Source organism: Nocardia pneumoniae NBRC 100136 (assembly GCF_000308755.1).
In the GTDB taxonomy this organism is placed as follows: Bacteria; Actinomycetota; Actinomycetes; order Mycobacteriales; family Mycobacteriaceae; genus Nocardia; species Nocardia pneumoniae.
In genome coordinates this window covers 75852-88413 of the sequence record NZ_BAGF01000040.1, presented here as the reverse complement: position 1 = coordinate 88413, position 12562 = coordinate 75852, and the positions used below count along the sequence as shown (strand labels likewise).

Annotated in this window: 13 protein-coding genes; 9 read left to right on the top strand and 4 right to left on the bottom strand. The window is 68.3% G+C overall.

Annotation, left to right across the window (positions count from 1 at the left end):
* Positions 1 to 76: 76 nt before the first annotated feature.
* Entirely contained in the window at positions 77 to 754 is a 678-nt protein-coding gene (locus ON34_RS11250) for a TVP38/TMEM64 family protein (protein ID WP_083889313.1), read from the top strand.
* A gap of 146 nt (positions 755 to 900) precedes the next feature.
* On the opposite strand, the gene ON34_RS11245 is transcribed toward ON34_RS11250, so the two are convergent.
* From ON34_RS11245 to ON34_RS11230, 4 genes are all read right to left on the bottom strand, one after another.
* A complete protein-coding gene (locus tag ON34_RS11245) occupies positions 901 to 1803 on the bottom strand; it encodes a S1C family serine protease (protein WP_174372028.1) in 903 nt (300 codons plus the stop codon).
* 212 nt (positions 1804 to 2015) lie between these two features.
* Positions 2016 to 2384: a nuclear transport factor 2 family protein gene (locus tag ON34_RS11240; protein WP_040778405.1), complete on the bottom strand. Its 369-nt coding sequence runs from the start codon at positions 2382 to 2384 to the stop codon at positions 2016 to 2018.
* 139 nt (positions 2385 to 2523) lie between these two features.
* Positions 2524 to 3432, bottom strand: coding sequence for a magnesium transporter CorA family protein (locus tag ON34_RS33480; protein ID WP_051022375.1), 909 nt, complete (start codon positions 3430 to 3432; stop codon positions 2524 to 2526).
* 678 nt (positions 3433 to 4110) lie between these two features.
* Entirely contained in the window at positions 4111 to 5880 is a 1770-nt protein-coding gene (locus ON34_RS11230) for a TerD family protein (RefSeq protein WP_245547984.1), read from the bottom strand.
* Between the two features lie 280 nt (positions 5881 to 6160).
* Between ON34_RS11230 and ON34_RS11225 the strand changes: the two genes are divergently transcribed.
* The 8 genes from ON34_RS11225 (at position 6161) to ON34_RS11195 (ending at position 12431) form a co-directional block, all read left to right on the top strand.
* The gene (locus tag ON34_RS11225) at positions 6161 to 7612 is read left to right on the top strand and encodes a bifunctional phosphatase PAP2/diacylglycerol kinase family protein (RefSeq protein ID WP_245547983.1); all 1452 of its coding nucleotides are present in this window, start codon (positions 6161 to 6163) and stop codon (positions 7610 to 7612) included.
* Between the two features lie 211 nt (positions 7613 to 7823).
* Entirely contained in the window at positions 7824 to 7970 is a 147-nt protein-coding gene (locus tag ON34_RS34160; RefSeq protein ID WP_063821660.1) for a hypothetical protein, read from the top strand.
* A 467-nt stretch (positions 7971 to 8437) separates the two neighbouring features.
* Positions 8438 to 9124 (top strand): DUF6745 domain-containing protein, encoded by a 687-nt coding sequence (locus tag ON34_RS11220; RefSeq protein ID WP_157172259.1) that lies wholly within the window; start codon positions 8438 to 8440, stop codon positions 9122 to 9124.
* Positions 9125 to 9133: 9 nt separating this feature from the next.
* Positions 9134 to 9538: a DUF8820 family protein gene (locus tag ON34_RS11215; RefSeq protein ID WP_040778037.1), complete on the top strand. Its 405-nt coding sequence runs from the start codon at positions 9134 to 9136 to the stop codon at positions 9536 to 9538.
* A 111-nt stretch (positions 9539 to 9649) separates the two neighbouring features.
* A complete protein-coding gene (locus ON34_RS11210) occupies positions 9650 to 10537 on the top strand; it encodes a DUF2268 domain-containing putative Zn-dependent protease (protein WP_040778393.1) in 888 nt (295 codons plus the stop codon).
* A gap of 72 nt (positions 10538 to 10609) precedes the next feature.
* Positions 10610 to 11008: a VOC family protein gene (locus ON34_RS11205; protein WP_040778036.1), complete on the top strand. Its 399-nt coding sequence runs from the start codon at positions 10610 to 10612 to the stop codon at positions 11006 to 11008.
* Positions 11008 to 11376 carry a VOC family protein gene (locus tag ON34_RS11200; protein ID WP_040778034.1) on the top strand — a complete coding sequence of 123 codons (369 nt, stop codon included), beginning with the start codon at positions 11008 to 11010 and terminating at the stop codon, positions 11374 to 11376. The genes ON34_RS11205 and ON34_RS11200 overlap by 1 nt, the downstream gene beginning before the upstream one ends.
* A 398-nt stretch (positions 11377 to 11774) precedes the next feature.
* Positions 11775 to 12431 carry a 2OG-Fe dioxygenase family protein gene (locus ON34_RS11195; RefSeq protein WP_051022412.1) on the top strand — a complete coding sequence of 219 codons (657 nt, stop codon included), beginning with the start codon at positions 11775 to 11777 and terminating at the stop codon, positions 12429 to 12431.
* Positions 12432 to 12562 lie beyond the last annotated feature (131 nt).

Below are 12562 nucleotides of genomic sequence, written 5' to 3'. Positions count from 1 at the left end.
GTTTCTCCTGATGCTAGCGGGCGGATCCCGGGCCGGTTGATCCTGCCCGCCACTACCAACCGGTAACCTGTCGCGGATGAGGAGGCTGATCCGTGACCCGCGTATCGTCGCGCTGATCGTCGGCGCGGCCGCGTTGTTCGCCGCGGCGCTGCTGGTTCCGCTGCCGAGTCCACGCCAGATCCAAGAGTGGGCCGCCTCGGTCGGCCCGGCCTTCCCGCTCCTGTTCTTCCTGGTCCACGCGCTGGTGACGGTGGCGCCGATCCCCCGCACGGTGTTCACCGTGAGCGCGGGACTGCTGTTCGGCCCGCTGCTGGGCATCACGCTCGCGGTGAGCGCGACGACCGTCAGTGCGGCACTGGCTATCCTGCTCGTGCGCGCGCTGGACCGCGATCAGGTCGCCGCCCGGCTCACCCATCCCGCGGTACGCGCCATCGATGACCGGCTCGCGCGCCGGGGCTGGCTGGCCGTCGGCTCGCTGCGGCTCATCGCGGCGGTGCCGTTCTCGGTGATCAACTACTGCTGCGGGTTGTCCTCGATCCGATTCTGGCCGTATCTGATCGCGACGCTGCTCGGCGTGCTGCCCGGCACGATCGGCACGGTGATCCTCGGCGACGCGCTCACCGGGACCACCCATCCGGCGATGCTGGCGCTGTCCGGTGTCTGTCTCGCCATCGGCCTCGCCGGGCTGCTCGTCGACGCCCGATGGAAGAACGCGCCGACAGCGCCAGCGGAATCGGTGCCGGTCCCGGACTAGGCAGCGCTCGGCCCACGTCCGACTCCAGCGTCACGCGGCCGATCACCACCCAGGTCGAGACGCGATCATGTCCACCACGACCGAGGGCGCGGGCCCATCGACGCGGTGGAAGAACGCGCCCGTGTCGGCCTGCGCCTGAACCGTGCTCAGTCGGCGGCGAGTTCCACCGGGACCGCGATCACATCCACCATGGCGCCGTTGCGCAGGACCGTCACCGGCAGCTGTGCGCCGATCGCGTCGGCGAACAGCTGCCGCTGGATGCCTTGCGCGTCCCGCACTTCCGAGCGTCCGACGCTGAGCACGAGATCGCCGCGGCGCAGTCCGGCCTCGTCGGCAGGGCCGCCGCGGATCACCTCGACGATGCGCACCCCGGCGGCCTGCCCGGTGCGTTCGGCAACCGGCTCGGGTAGCGGCGCGGGCACGCCGACCAGCCCGAGGTAGGCGCGCCGGACCCGTCCGTCGCGATGCAGCGTGTCGATGATCCGGCGCGTCGTCGCATTGATCGGAATGGCCAAGCCGAGGCCGATTCCGGCCACCGCGGTGTTGATCCCGACCACCCGGCCCGCCGAATCCGACAGCGCGCCACCGGAATTGCCGGGGTTGAGCGCGGCGTCGGTCTGGATGACGTCCTCGATCACCCGTCCCGCGCGACGGGATGCGACCGGAACCGCGCGCCCGAGCGCGCTCACCACTCCGGCGGTGACCGAACCGGCCAAGCCGAGCGGGCTGCCGACCGCGACCACCAACTGGCCGACCACCAGCTGATCGGCGTTCCCGAGCGTCACCGCATCCGGCGCGCCGCCGCGTGCGCGCAACACGGCCAGATCCGACAGCGGATCGATACCGCTCACCTCGAACCGGGACTCCACCCCGTCGGCGAAAACGACCTCGCCCAAGCGTGCCGATCCGATGACGTGCGCATTGGTCAGCAGGAACCCGTCGTCGGTGAACACCACCGCCGATCCACTCCCCCGTCTGGTCCGCACGCTGGCCACGTGCGGCGTCACCGACGCCGCCACCGCGATCACCGTGCGGGAGTAGGCATCCATTGCGGCGTTGTCCACGCCGACCACCACCCTGTTTGCCGGAATTGCACTACTCCGTCCAGCATGCCTCCGCGATGCGCACGACGCACCGTGTTCGCCATAGGCGCAACCGGACTGCGGTGCACCGGCCGTGTCGCCGGGCGTCCACGGATGCGGAATCGGGTCCGCCCGTCGACCCGGAGCCGGATGCGACGGACCGGCCCCGACCAGGGACGTTACGCCGACGGCAGCCGGTCGAGGAACCCGTGCACGCTGGCGATCCGGTCGTCCGCTGCGAGGGTGATCACGTCCGAGCCCGCCACCGGCGCGCTGCCGTCGGCGACCGAGACCAGTTCCCACGAGAAGCGTGCGATGTCGTGGTGGCCGTCGACCGGGCCGAGCAGGCGGAACTCGAAGCCGGGGAACTGCGCTTGCACTCCTCCGATGGCCGCGGCCAGCTGGTCGTGCCCGCTGACGTCGGCGAGGGGGTCGGTGTACGCGCCGTCCTCGGTCCACGCGGCGGCGACCGCCTTCAGCCTGGCTTCCTCGTCGGTGGCATTCCAGGCAGCGATGTACCGATCGACGGCTTCCTGGTAGCGCGACATGATGAATCCTCCTGTGATGTAATGGTTTTCGTCATCCGATTCGGATCTTTCCGATCGGCTGACTCCTACCATGCCGTGCACAGGTCGCCGAGTCGATTACGCGTGAGGTAATGCTGCCGGATACCGGCGCCACCACCCCTCAGCGCAGCCAACCTTTCTTCCTGATGTAGGTCAGCGGGAGCACCGCGGCCAGCAGTGTCATCAGGGTCGCGGCCGGGAACCCGTACTGCCATTGCGCTTCGGGCATCCACGTGTAGAGGGTGGCGATCAGCGTGGGCGGCAGGAAGATCGCGGTGACGGTGGTGAGCACGGTGACGATCCGGTTCTGCCGCACCGCCGACCACGTCAGCACGGACTGCTGGAGGTAGCGGATTTTGTCGTGCTGGATGCCCGCGTGCTGTTTCACCCCGTCGATGTCCGCGAGGAGGACGCTGATCAGCCCGTTCAGCTCGCGATGCCCGGGCGGCGTGTCGGCGGCCAGGTGGCGTGCGGCGCGCGCCAGGTGCAGCTGAGTCTCCTGGACACGGGAGACGATCTCTTCGGCTCCGTCCATCCGCGACATCGCGCCGCGCAGGTCGATCGCGCGGCCACCCGTCACCGTCTCGATCTCGTCGTGGACCTTCGCCAAGGTCCCGCTGGTGGCGTGGATGACGCGCTCCGACGTCTCGTTCAGCGCCCACAGCAGCGCGTACATCACCCCGTGCGCGGAGCCGGTGAGCGCCGGGTTGCGGCGCATCTTCGCGACCGCCTCGTCGAACGGGAGGAAATGCTCGGACGGCTGCAACGTCACGAGGAACTCGCTACCGAGCGCGAAGACGATCGTCTCGCGTTCGATGGTCTCGCCACGCTGATAGGTGGCGACGACCGGGAAGTAGCGAAAGTCGTCGGTCTCCCAGACCCGGTCGTGGGCGGCGGCGAAGTCGACGCCGAGCCGTTCCCTGAGCACGGCCGCGGTGTCGGTGTCCTCTTTCGCGAGGGGAATCCAATGCTGCTGGAGCACTTCGGTATCGAAGTGGTCGGCGGTCACGGCGTCGAGGAAAATGGTCATCGGCCGCTACCCCGAGAAAGCCGAGCCCAACGGAAAGCCCACCAGCCCCTGCGGACACGCACAGCGAGTCGCCCGGTGCGCGAGATCCGCTGCGCGGTATAACGATTCGGCTTTCTCGAGCAATGTGGCCATGGCGGGGGCTCCAATACTTACTATCGTTCGGGGTGAGCGCACCCGCTCCCCCAACCGGGGATGGGCGCGCGTAGACCGGCCGTGCCGAGCACTGCCGGTCGCGCCGCACGGACAACCAGGGCAGGGCTCACCCCCCACGTCCACCAGGGACGACCATGGAATTCCGTACCGCGCCGGACGATCGGGCCGGAAGCGCCCGGCCATCGATCGCACGCACAGATCAACGACGCACTGGCACAACCAGTTCCGCGACGACGGCTGCGCGGTAGACGTCGCTTCTGTCATCCGGCATCTGCCGCTCACCTCGTTTCGTCGGACGATCGACGCACGAATTGCGCCATCCATCATTAGAAACCCCCAGCCGGGGTACGTCAATCAGTTGACCAAGTATTCGACGGCGCGCCACTCCCCGGAAATCTGCGTCATCGGACGACCGAACGACCCTGAGCGACAATGCATTTGCGGCGAACTCGATGTTGCCCATTCAGCAGCCGGGGCCCTGGACCACCACCGCGCGCCGCATCTGGACGCGTCCACTGACCGGCCCTACTCCTGGACCTCCACCCCATAGCGGCGAGCCAACGCGGCGAGATCGGTCGGATAGCCCTGCCCGACGGCGCGCAAGCGCCAGACATCACCACGCAGATAGATCTCGGCGAGCAGCAGCGTCCGCTCCTCGGTCGCCGCGTCCAGCGTCGCGCGGGCGACGACGCCCGCCTCGACACCCGGCGTCGCCTCGAACTCGAGCGCGCCGACGTCACCGAATGTGACCTCGGCGCCGTCCACGGCGACGGCCAGCATGATCCGGCGCACGTGACCGGGCAGATCCTCCAGGCGCAGCGCGAGCGACTGCTCGTCCGGACCGTCGGCGCTCAGCCGCGCACCGCGGGTCTCGGGCTGGTTGTAGAAGACGAAGTCGTCGTCGCCCGCGACCTGCTCGTCCCCGTCGACCAGGAACGCCACCAGATCCACTGCCCAGCTGCCGTTCTGCGTCCAGGACGCCCGGACCGTCCAGTCCGGACCGTATTCGGCCACCGGGAGATCCATCACCTGGCCGCGAGCCAGCGACACCGGCTCGGAGGCACCCGCGGGCAAGGCCGCGGGCGGCCGCTGCGCCGCCACCAGGCCTTCGCCGTGCACGGGCAGGCCGAGTTCCACCGCCTTCGCGTAGCGGCGGTCGCTGTGCCCGCCTGCCAGCGCGAGCACGTCGGTCACCCTGGCGGACATGTTCACCGCCGCCGAGCCACCGAGCTCGACGACGCGCGCCCGCGCATCGGCCGCTTGTTCGTGGGTTCCGCCGAGCACCAGCACGCGGCGTCCAGAGAGGGGGCCGATGGGACGGGCGAGCACGCGTACCGTCGGCGTGCGCGACGGCACGTCCCGCCGCGCTCGCTCGTCTTTGCGCCTGCCCGGCTCGACGTGCTCCAGCAATCGCAGAAACCTGCTTTCGCCGACGATCGGCGTGCCGACCTCGATCGCCTTGCGCGCCTTGCCTGTGGACGCCTCGGGCGCGTTCGTGACCGGTACGCTCGTCCGCCCGCTCACCGCGCTCGTCACCTCGAGTCCAGCCGCCTCGGCGCGCGCCACCAGAACGTCTCGGTCGGTCGCGGTATCGCCGGTGAACGCGACTTTCATGCCCTGCACCAGAGAGCCGCCGGTTTCCAGTCGCCCCGGATAGACGTAGGGGCACGGTATTTTCGGGCCGGTACGCTCGATGGGCAGACCCCATGCGCTCTGGTAGTTCTCCTTCGGTGGGCAGCGCAGCAGCGGCGGTGCGATGCCCAGCCGCGCCGCGTCGGCCACCAGCGCGCGCAGTACACCGGCCAGCACGCGGGTGTCGTCCAGGGCGTCATGGGCCTTGGCCCGCGGCACGCCGTAGTAGGTCGCGAGGGTGTCGAGCTTGCAATCGGGCGTGGGCGGCGCGACACGACGCGCCAGGGCGAGCGTGCACAGCCTGCGGCCGACCGGAATGGCGGCTCCGGTCCGGTCGAACTCGCGGGCGAGGAATCCGTAGTCGAATTGCGCGTTGTGCGCGACCATCACGCGTGCGGAAAGCAGGTCCGACAGCGATTCGCGCACATGCTCGAATCGAGGCGATCCACGCAGGATCGCGGCGGTCAGCCCGTGGATGTGCACCGGCCCCGGGTCGCATCCAGGATCGATCAATGTGTGAAACTCCCTGGTGACTCGGCCGTCGGCGTCCAATGCCAGTGCCGCCACCGACAACACCCGATGCTCCGACGCCCGCAATCCGGACGTCTCCACATCGACGACGGTGTAGGCGCCGAAGCCCGGCGCGAAAGGCGTCTGGCGCACGCTCGAATTACCCTGCACGGCCGGGTCATCGGTGCGTGGGAGGCGAATGTTGCATCGAGCCCGCGATTGCACGGGCCTTCGCGCCCGACAAGCCGTCCGTCGGGGCAGGTGCCAAAATACCTGCCGCTTCGTTTCGGAAGCTCCTGCGGTGATCGGTAATCTCGGGCGGGTGAGTAGCTGGGTGCGCCGGAAGTTTCACAGAATCGGGCGGGTCGATCGAGCTGTGGGAGGCGCGGTCGCCGGGCTGCCTGCCTCGGTGGTCGACCACAGTCTGTTGCGGTTGACCAACAGCGCTGATTTCAGTGGGCTGTGGCTGATCTTCGCGGCGGTGCTGGCCACCCGTAAGGGCGCGACGCGGCGGGCGGCGCTACGCGGTGTGGTCTCCGTCGCGGGCGCGAGTCTCACCGTCAACGCTGGACTGAAGACGCTCATCGCGCGGCGCCGACCGGCCGCCGAGCTCGTGCCCGCGCACCGGCGGTTGTCCCCGGCCCCGACGTCCTCCTCCTTCCCCTCGGGGCACGCGGCCTGCGCCGCGGCGTTCGCCACGGCGGTCGCGCTGGAAAGTCCGCGCACCGCACTGGTGGTCGCTCCGCTCGCCGCCGCTGTCGCCTACTCGCGGGTGCACACCGGCGTGCACTGGAGCTCGGATGTGGTAGTCGGGGCGGCGGTCGGTTCCGGTATCGCCCTTGCTACGCAACGCTGGTGGCCGGTGCGCGAATCCGATGAGGCGCAGGCCCGCCTCGTCCGCGAGGTGCCGACACTGGTGGAAGGCAAAGGGCTTGTGGTGGTGGTGAATCCGGTGTCCGGCGATCCGAACTACGACCCCACTGCCGACGTCATCGCCGCGCTGCCCGCCGCCACCGTGCTGCGTACCGAACGCGATCTCGACTGCGCCGAGCAACTCGAGCGGGCCATCGCCGAGCACACCGAGCCGGTCCTCGCGGTCGGCGTCGCCGGTGGCGACGGCACGGTGGCCGCCGTGGCCGCGGTCGCGCTGCGCCGCCAACTGCCGCTGGTCGTCATCCCCACCGGCACGCTCAACCACTTCGCCCGCGACTTGGGCGTCTACGACCTGCGCGAGGTGATCGACGCCACCGGTGTCGGCGAGGCGGTCGCGGTCGACATCGCCAGCGTCGAATACGACGACGAGACCGGCACGCGCACCCGGCATTTGATCAACACCGCGAGCCTGGGCACCTACCCGGACCTGGTGCAGCTGCGGGAGAAATGGCAGCCGCGCTGGGGCAAATGGCCCGCGTTCGCCGCCGCGCTCGTGGTGACCCTGCGCCGAGCCGAACCGATCGAGATCTACCTCGACGAACGCTGGCAGCGGGTGTGGTTCCTGTTCGTCGGCAACGGCCCCTACCACCCGCACGGCGCCGTACCCGCCTTCCGCGACCGGCTCGACGCCGGACTGCTCGACATACGCTGGCTGCGTGCCGATCTGCGCTGGTCGCGCACCCGGGCGGTGCTGGCGCTCCTGCTGGCCGCGATCGGCCACAGCAAGGTCTACGGCGAACGCCAACTCCCCGAACTGTATGTGCAGTTGCCCACCCCGGAAGCGCTGGCCACCGATGGCGAGGTGATCGGCAAGGCCACCCACCTGCGCTTCGCCATCGCAGGCCAGCTCGCGGTCTACCGCCGCGACGAATCCAATCCTCTCTGGGCCGACCGGACCCGCCCCCACCACCGGCGATCCCCCTGGCTGCGGGACGCATTCCGCACCCGCTGACCAGGCACTTCTTCGCACCGGGAACAGGTCCGCCATTGTCACCGTACTGCCACCTGCTTCGGCTTCGTCCTGAAATCCCTTGTCCGACAGGCCATTCCGCGCGTATGAGCCGAAGCTGAGTGCCGGTCGATCCGGTGCCCGCGTTGTCGACGCTTCGGCGCCGGTGGATGATGATGGGCGGCGTTGACGAACCGACGACTCGAGAGGCGACATGAAGACCAGGCTCAACTGCCCCTGCGGCGAATACATCACCGGCACGAACGAGGACGACCTCGTCGAGAAGACCCGAGCCCACCTCGCCGAGAACCACCCGGGCCACGACTACTCGCGGGACGAGATCCTCTTCATCGCCTACTGAGGCCGAATTTCGAAGCGCGAGTATCGAAGCGGAACCGGCTGAGCGTTGCCGATCGCCGGACGATCTGTCACGCTTGTCTTCATGATCGTTGGAAAGGACTACACCGCCGTCAGCCGGTGAGTGGTATCACGCAGCGCGAAGCTGCCGAAATCCGTCGAAAATGGTTGGGTCGGATGCTGTCCACCGAACCGGCCGACCGTCCAGCCGCCGAAGCGGCGATTACCGAACTCTACGAATTGGCCGGTTCGAGCCCGCCTCGCTTCCGGTGGGTCTCTTCTCCGTTCATCGCCATGTCCACCGGCGAGCCGGGCATGGTGGGTCGACTGAAGAATTCACTTGACCTCGAACACCCGGTACCGCGGCGTCTTTCATCTCTCGGTACGGACCTGGTGCCCATTACCGACATATCGTGTCGATTATTCGACAAATGGGTTTCCACGCCCCTGTCGAGCTCATGGAACAACAGCGTGCAACGCATCCTCAATGCGGCCCACGAACGGTGGCGGAGCCCGCTGCTGAATTGGCACATCAGGGCTGGTTGGACTCCGGCGTGGGCCGATTTCCCGTCCAGCCGTCACGGCGGCTCGGCGCGGCTGTGGGAACTGTGGGCAACCGCGGTGGCCCACTGTGGGCCCTGGTGGTGGCCGGGCGAAGGGCTGTGCGTGGTCTCGGAGCGACCCGAGACGCTCAGCACCGAAGTGGTCGGCGACCTCGGCGAGGTACGGCTGCACCGTGCCGACGGGCCCGCCGTTCGCTACGACGATGGCTGGGAGCTGTACTTCTGGCACGGCACCCAGGTGCCCGAGTGGGTGATCACGGATCCGACCGCCGCGGCGATCGATCGCGAATCCAATATCGAGATACGACGTTGCGCGATCGAACGTCTCGGCTGGCCCGCCTACCTCGAACAAGCCGGGATGCGGCTGATGGCCAGCGCGCCCGATCCCGGCAACCACGGTTTCGAGCTGATGCTCTACGACCTGCCCCGCAATGAACGCGTCCTGATCGCGGTGAACGGCTCGGTCGAACGCGACGGGACGCGTCGTCGCTACGGGCTGACCGTGCCGGGACATTTCGACGACCCCATCGCCGCCGCGGGCTGGACATACGGCCTGACCGCCGCGCAATACTCCCAACTCGTCCAGCGTACCTGAGGTGAGACCATGACCGATTCCCTTGTGCTGGACCAGTTCCAGCAGTCCGTACGCATTCCCGTCATCGACGGGATGCACGCCCAGGGCGACCTGATCGTCATCCCGGCGCACCTGGCCGATTCGGTAACACCCCGGCCCGACGCGATGTGGCGTCGTGTCCCGCCCGGTGGAATAGAAGTGCTGCGCGGCGCTGCCGGCGGCAACCCGCACACGCTCGTCGCCGAACCCGGCTCCTGCCGCTGGACGACCCAGGTCAGCGATCCCACCGGCCTCACCCTGGGCATGTTCACGACCGACACCGTCGCCTACCTCATGCACCCCGAACACGGAGCCACCGGCTCCGCTCCGGGCGCCTACGTAATCCGTCGCCAACGCGAGAACAACAATTTCCGGACCCGTCTCGTGGCCGACTGACTGCGCAATCACCACCGGCTGGCGCCGGGCAGAGGGTGTTGTGTCCGCCGGTTCGGCAGACCGTTAATTCGGTTGACCTTGACCGTACGTCAGTGTTTAGTGTCGGCGGACATGACGATCACCGTTCTCGATACCTACTCGGCTACACGGCAAATCCTGCGGGCTCCGGCCGCGGACCGCGTCGCCATGCTGCACTCGATGCTCGAGCCCGTCAGCGGCATGTACCGCTACTTTCCCGGCGAGGTCGACTTGGTCGACATGCATCGGCGAGCTGCTGGATTTCCGCTCGACCGCGACGAGGACCGTTGCCTCGACGCACTCGAGACGCTGGCGGCGGCCCGGGCGTGGGAACGAATGCAGCGCGCGCTGGACGACGCGCTCGCCGTGCAATTGGCGGCGACGCCGGGACTCCAGGTCCCGGACATCACCGTGCTGTTCGTGCTCGGCGACCCCGGCGACGCCCACTTCATGGGCCCCAGCCTCGGCGTCACCGGAAACGGCGGGATGTCGGGCTACATCGTCATCACGCTGTGGCCCTACCCCGAGAACGTGGAACGGCTCGAAGCCACCGCCGTCCACGAGCTCAACCACAACCTGCGCTACAGCCCGGGCGGGGTGGTGTGGAACCCGATGACCGTCACGGTCGGCGAGCACGTGATCTCCGAAGGACTCGCCGACGCGTTCGCCCGCCAGCTCTACGGCGACGAACTCGGCTACACCCGCATCGGCGTGCCACACCTGCGCGACGAGGCGGTCTTCGCCAAGGTGGTGTCGGGACTCGGCGTGACCGGCATGCAGAACTTCACCGCCTGGGTGCACGGCGACGCCATCGCGGAACACTTCGGCGTCGCCCCGGTGGGCTTGCCCACCGGCGCGGGATACGCCGTCGGCAACAGGCTGGTCGACGCCTACCTGGCAGCGACGGGGCAGACGGCGGCACAGGCCCTGCACGCCGATAGCTCGGAGATCATCGCTACCGCGCTCCAGGGCGCGAGCTGATCCCGTCGTACGGCTGCGCATCGGCGCGGTGTCGCACCGATGAGTTCGTCGGCCTCGCGTCGTCTTACCGGTATGACTACACCCACAATCGGCAGTCTGTTGTTGTCCAGCACCAACCCGGCGCGGCTGCGTGACTGGTATGCCACGGCGTTCGCGGTGAAGGTCGATCACACGCCCGGCGATCCCGGTTACGACGTCCTCGACTTCGGCGGCTTCTACGTCCTGATCGACAGTCGCGACGACGTCGGGGACACCAACCCCGAGCCGGGCCGGGTGATCCTGAACGTCGACGTGGACGACGCCCGGGCGGTAGCCGATCGGATCGATGACCTCGCAGGCCGGTGGCTGGCCGAACTCGAAGACCGCGACGGCAGTCTGTTCGCGACCGCGATCGACCCCGACGGCAACTACGTTCAACTCATTCAGCTGAGCCCGCGGCATCGGGCCGAGATGACCCAGAGGAGAGAGTGATGCTCGCCGACAGCAACGCGTTCAGTGGGTTCTCGGTGGACGACATCGAGGCAGCCCAGAAGTTCTACGCCGAGACGTTGGGCCTACGGGTCTCCGAGGAGAACGGGATGCTCACCCTCCATCTCGGCGGCGGAGGCACGGTCCTGGTGTACCCGAAACCAGACCACACCCCCGCGACGTTCACGATATTGAACTTTCCGGTGCCCGACATCGAGGCGGCCGTCGACGAGCTCGCCCGCCGCGATGTGCGTTTCGAACGCTACGACTTCGCCGACCAGGACGAGAAGGGCATCCACCGCGGAGGCGGTCCCCTGATCGCCTGGTTCACCGACCCCGCGGGCAACGTCTTGTCCGTGCTACAGCAATAACGTTCTGACCGAACGGCACACGCGGCCCCTCGCATCGAGCTGCGACGGGCCGCGTGCCGCAATGCGCGCTCGGGCCGCAATGCGGTGAGCCGACCTCGGACCGTGACGACCACTTGCCGCTGGCGTCGACAGAATGCGCGCCGGTCACCAGCCGATGCGAGCGGGTGAGCAACCGACGCCCGACCTACAGGATCGGCCGTCGCACTCGAACCATCGTTCGTCGGAGAGCGGCACCCAGTACACGGCGATCAGCCTGTTTACCCAGCCCCTGTCGGGAATTCCCACAGCGTAGGCCAGGGAAGGCAGGACCTATCGTGCAGAAGAAGTCCTACGGTGCGTTGACGAACGAGCTGGTCGAGACCGCCCGTAAGGCACTGGCGTCCGATGGCGCCCACCTCATGCCAGCTGCTGTCACCACATCGTGCCTCGGCCTGGATAAGGGGGCCTGGGACCGCTTCCGTGCCCACTGGGAAAAGCTGAGCCCGGATCGATACGCGTCCGAACGGGGCACGCGCAGGCTACGCCGATATGGATGGTTCTCGTTCACCGCCGCGACGGGGCAGGCCACGCTGCTGCCGCAGGTCTCCTTCGTACAGCCGCAGAACAGCAATCCGCTCTATATCGGCGTCGACCGCACCTTCGAGCCCCTGACCGAGTCCTTCGTAGCCGACCCCGTGTTCCGCGCGGTGCTGCGGTTGCTCGGACAGTTGGCGACGGCACTGGACGACCCACCGGTGTGGCACGCGAAGGTGCATCCTTTCCGTGTCATCGCATCGGCGGACGCGGACGGATTGCCCACACCAGAGGGCGTACACCGCGACGGTGTCACCCTGGTCTCTTCGCTTCTGGTCGGTCGGCAGAATGCCGCCGGAGGGCAAAGCTCCGTGCTCGATCAGCAGGGAACACCACTGCTGACGACCACCCTCCACGACCCGGGCGACCTGCTGATCGGCGATGACCGCCGCACCCTGCACAGCGTGTCGCCGGTGCATCCGGTCGACCGAAGCCGCCCCGCCAACCGCGATGTCATGGTGGTTACGTTCGCACCCGCCTGACCTTCTCCCGGTCGGGAACCGGCCTGTAGCAGCTCCACTGGCTTGGCGATCCGGCGTCATCTGCCGCACGCTGCGGCACCACCCACCCCGCGGCAGCCGTAACGAACTGCCATGCGCTGGGCACTGGCTGA

What these genes read in the sequence shown, in the direction of transcription:
- ON34_RS11250 (WP_083889313.1), top strand. Translation starts at nt 77, where the DNA reads ATGAGGAGGCTGATCCGTGACCCGCGTATCGTCGCGCTGATCGTCGGC.
- ON34_RS11245 (WP_174372028.1), bottom strand. Translation starts at nt 1,803, where the DNA reads ATGGATGCCTACTCCCGCACGGTGATCGCGGTGGCGGCGTCGGTGACG.
- ON34_RS11240 (WP_040778405.1), bottom strand. Translation starts at nt 2,384, where the DNA reads ATGTCGCGCTACCAGGAAGCCGTCGATCGGTACATCGCTGCCTGGAAT.
- ON34_RS33480 (WP_051022375.1), bottom strand. Translation starts at nt 3,432, where the DNA reads ATGACCATTTTCCTCGACGCCGTGACCGCCGACCACTTCGATACCGAA.
- ON34_RS34160 (WP_063821660.1), top strand. Translation starts at nt 7,824, where the DNA reads ATGAAGACCAGGCTCAACTGCCCCTGCGGCGAATACATCACCGGCACG.
- ON34_RS11215 (WP_040778037.1), top strand. Translation starts at nt 9,134, where the DNA reads ATGACCGATTCCCTTGTGCTGGACCAGTTCCAGCAGTCCGTACGCATT.
- ON34_RS11210 (WP_040778393.1), top strand. Translation starts at nt 9,650, where the DNA reads ATGACGATCACCGTTCTCGATACCTACTCGGCTACACGGCAAATCCTG.
- ON34_RS11205 (WP_040778036.1), top strand. Translation starts at nt 10,610, where the DNA reads ATGACTACACCCACAATCGGCAGTCTGTTGTTGTCCAGCACCAACCCG.
- ON34_RS11200 (WP_040778034.1), top strand. Translation starts at nt 11,008, where the DNA reads ATGCTCGCCGACAGCAACGCGTTCAGTGGGTTCTCGGTGGACGACATC.
- ON34_RS11195 (WP_051022412.1), top strand. Translation starts at nt 11,775, where the DNA reads ATGCCAGCTGCTGTCACCACATCGTGCCTCGGCCTGGATAAGGGGGCC.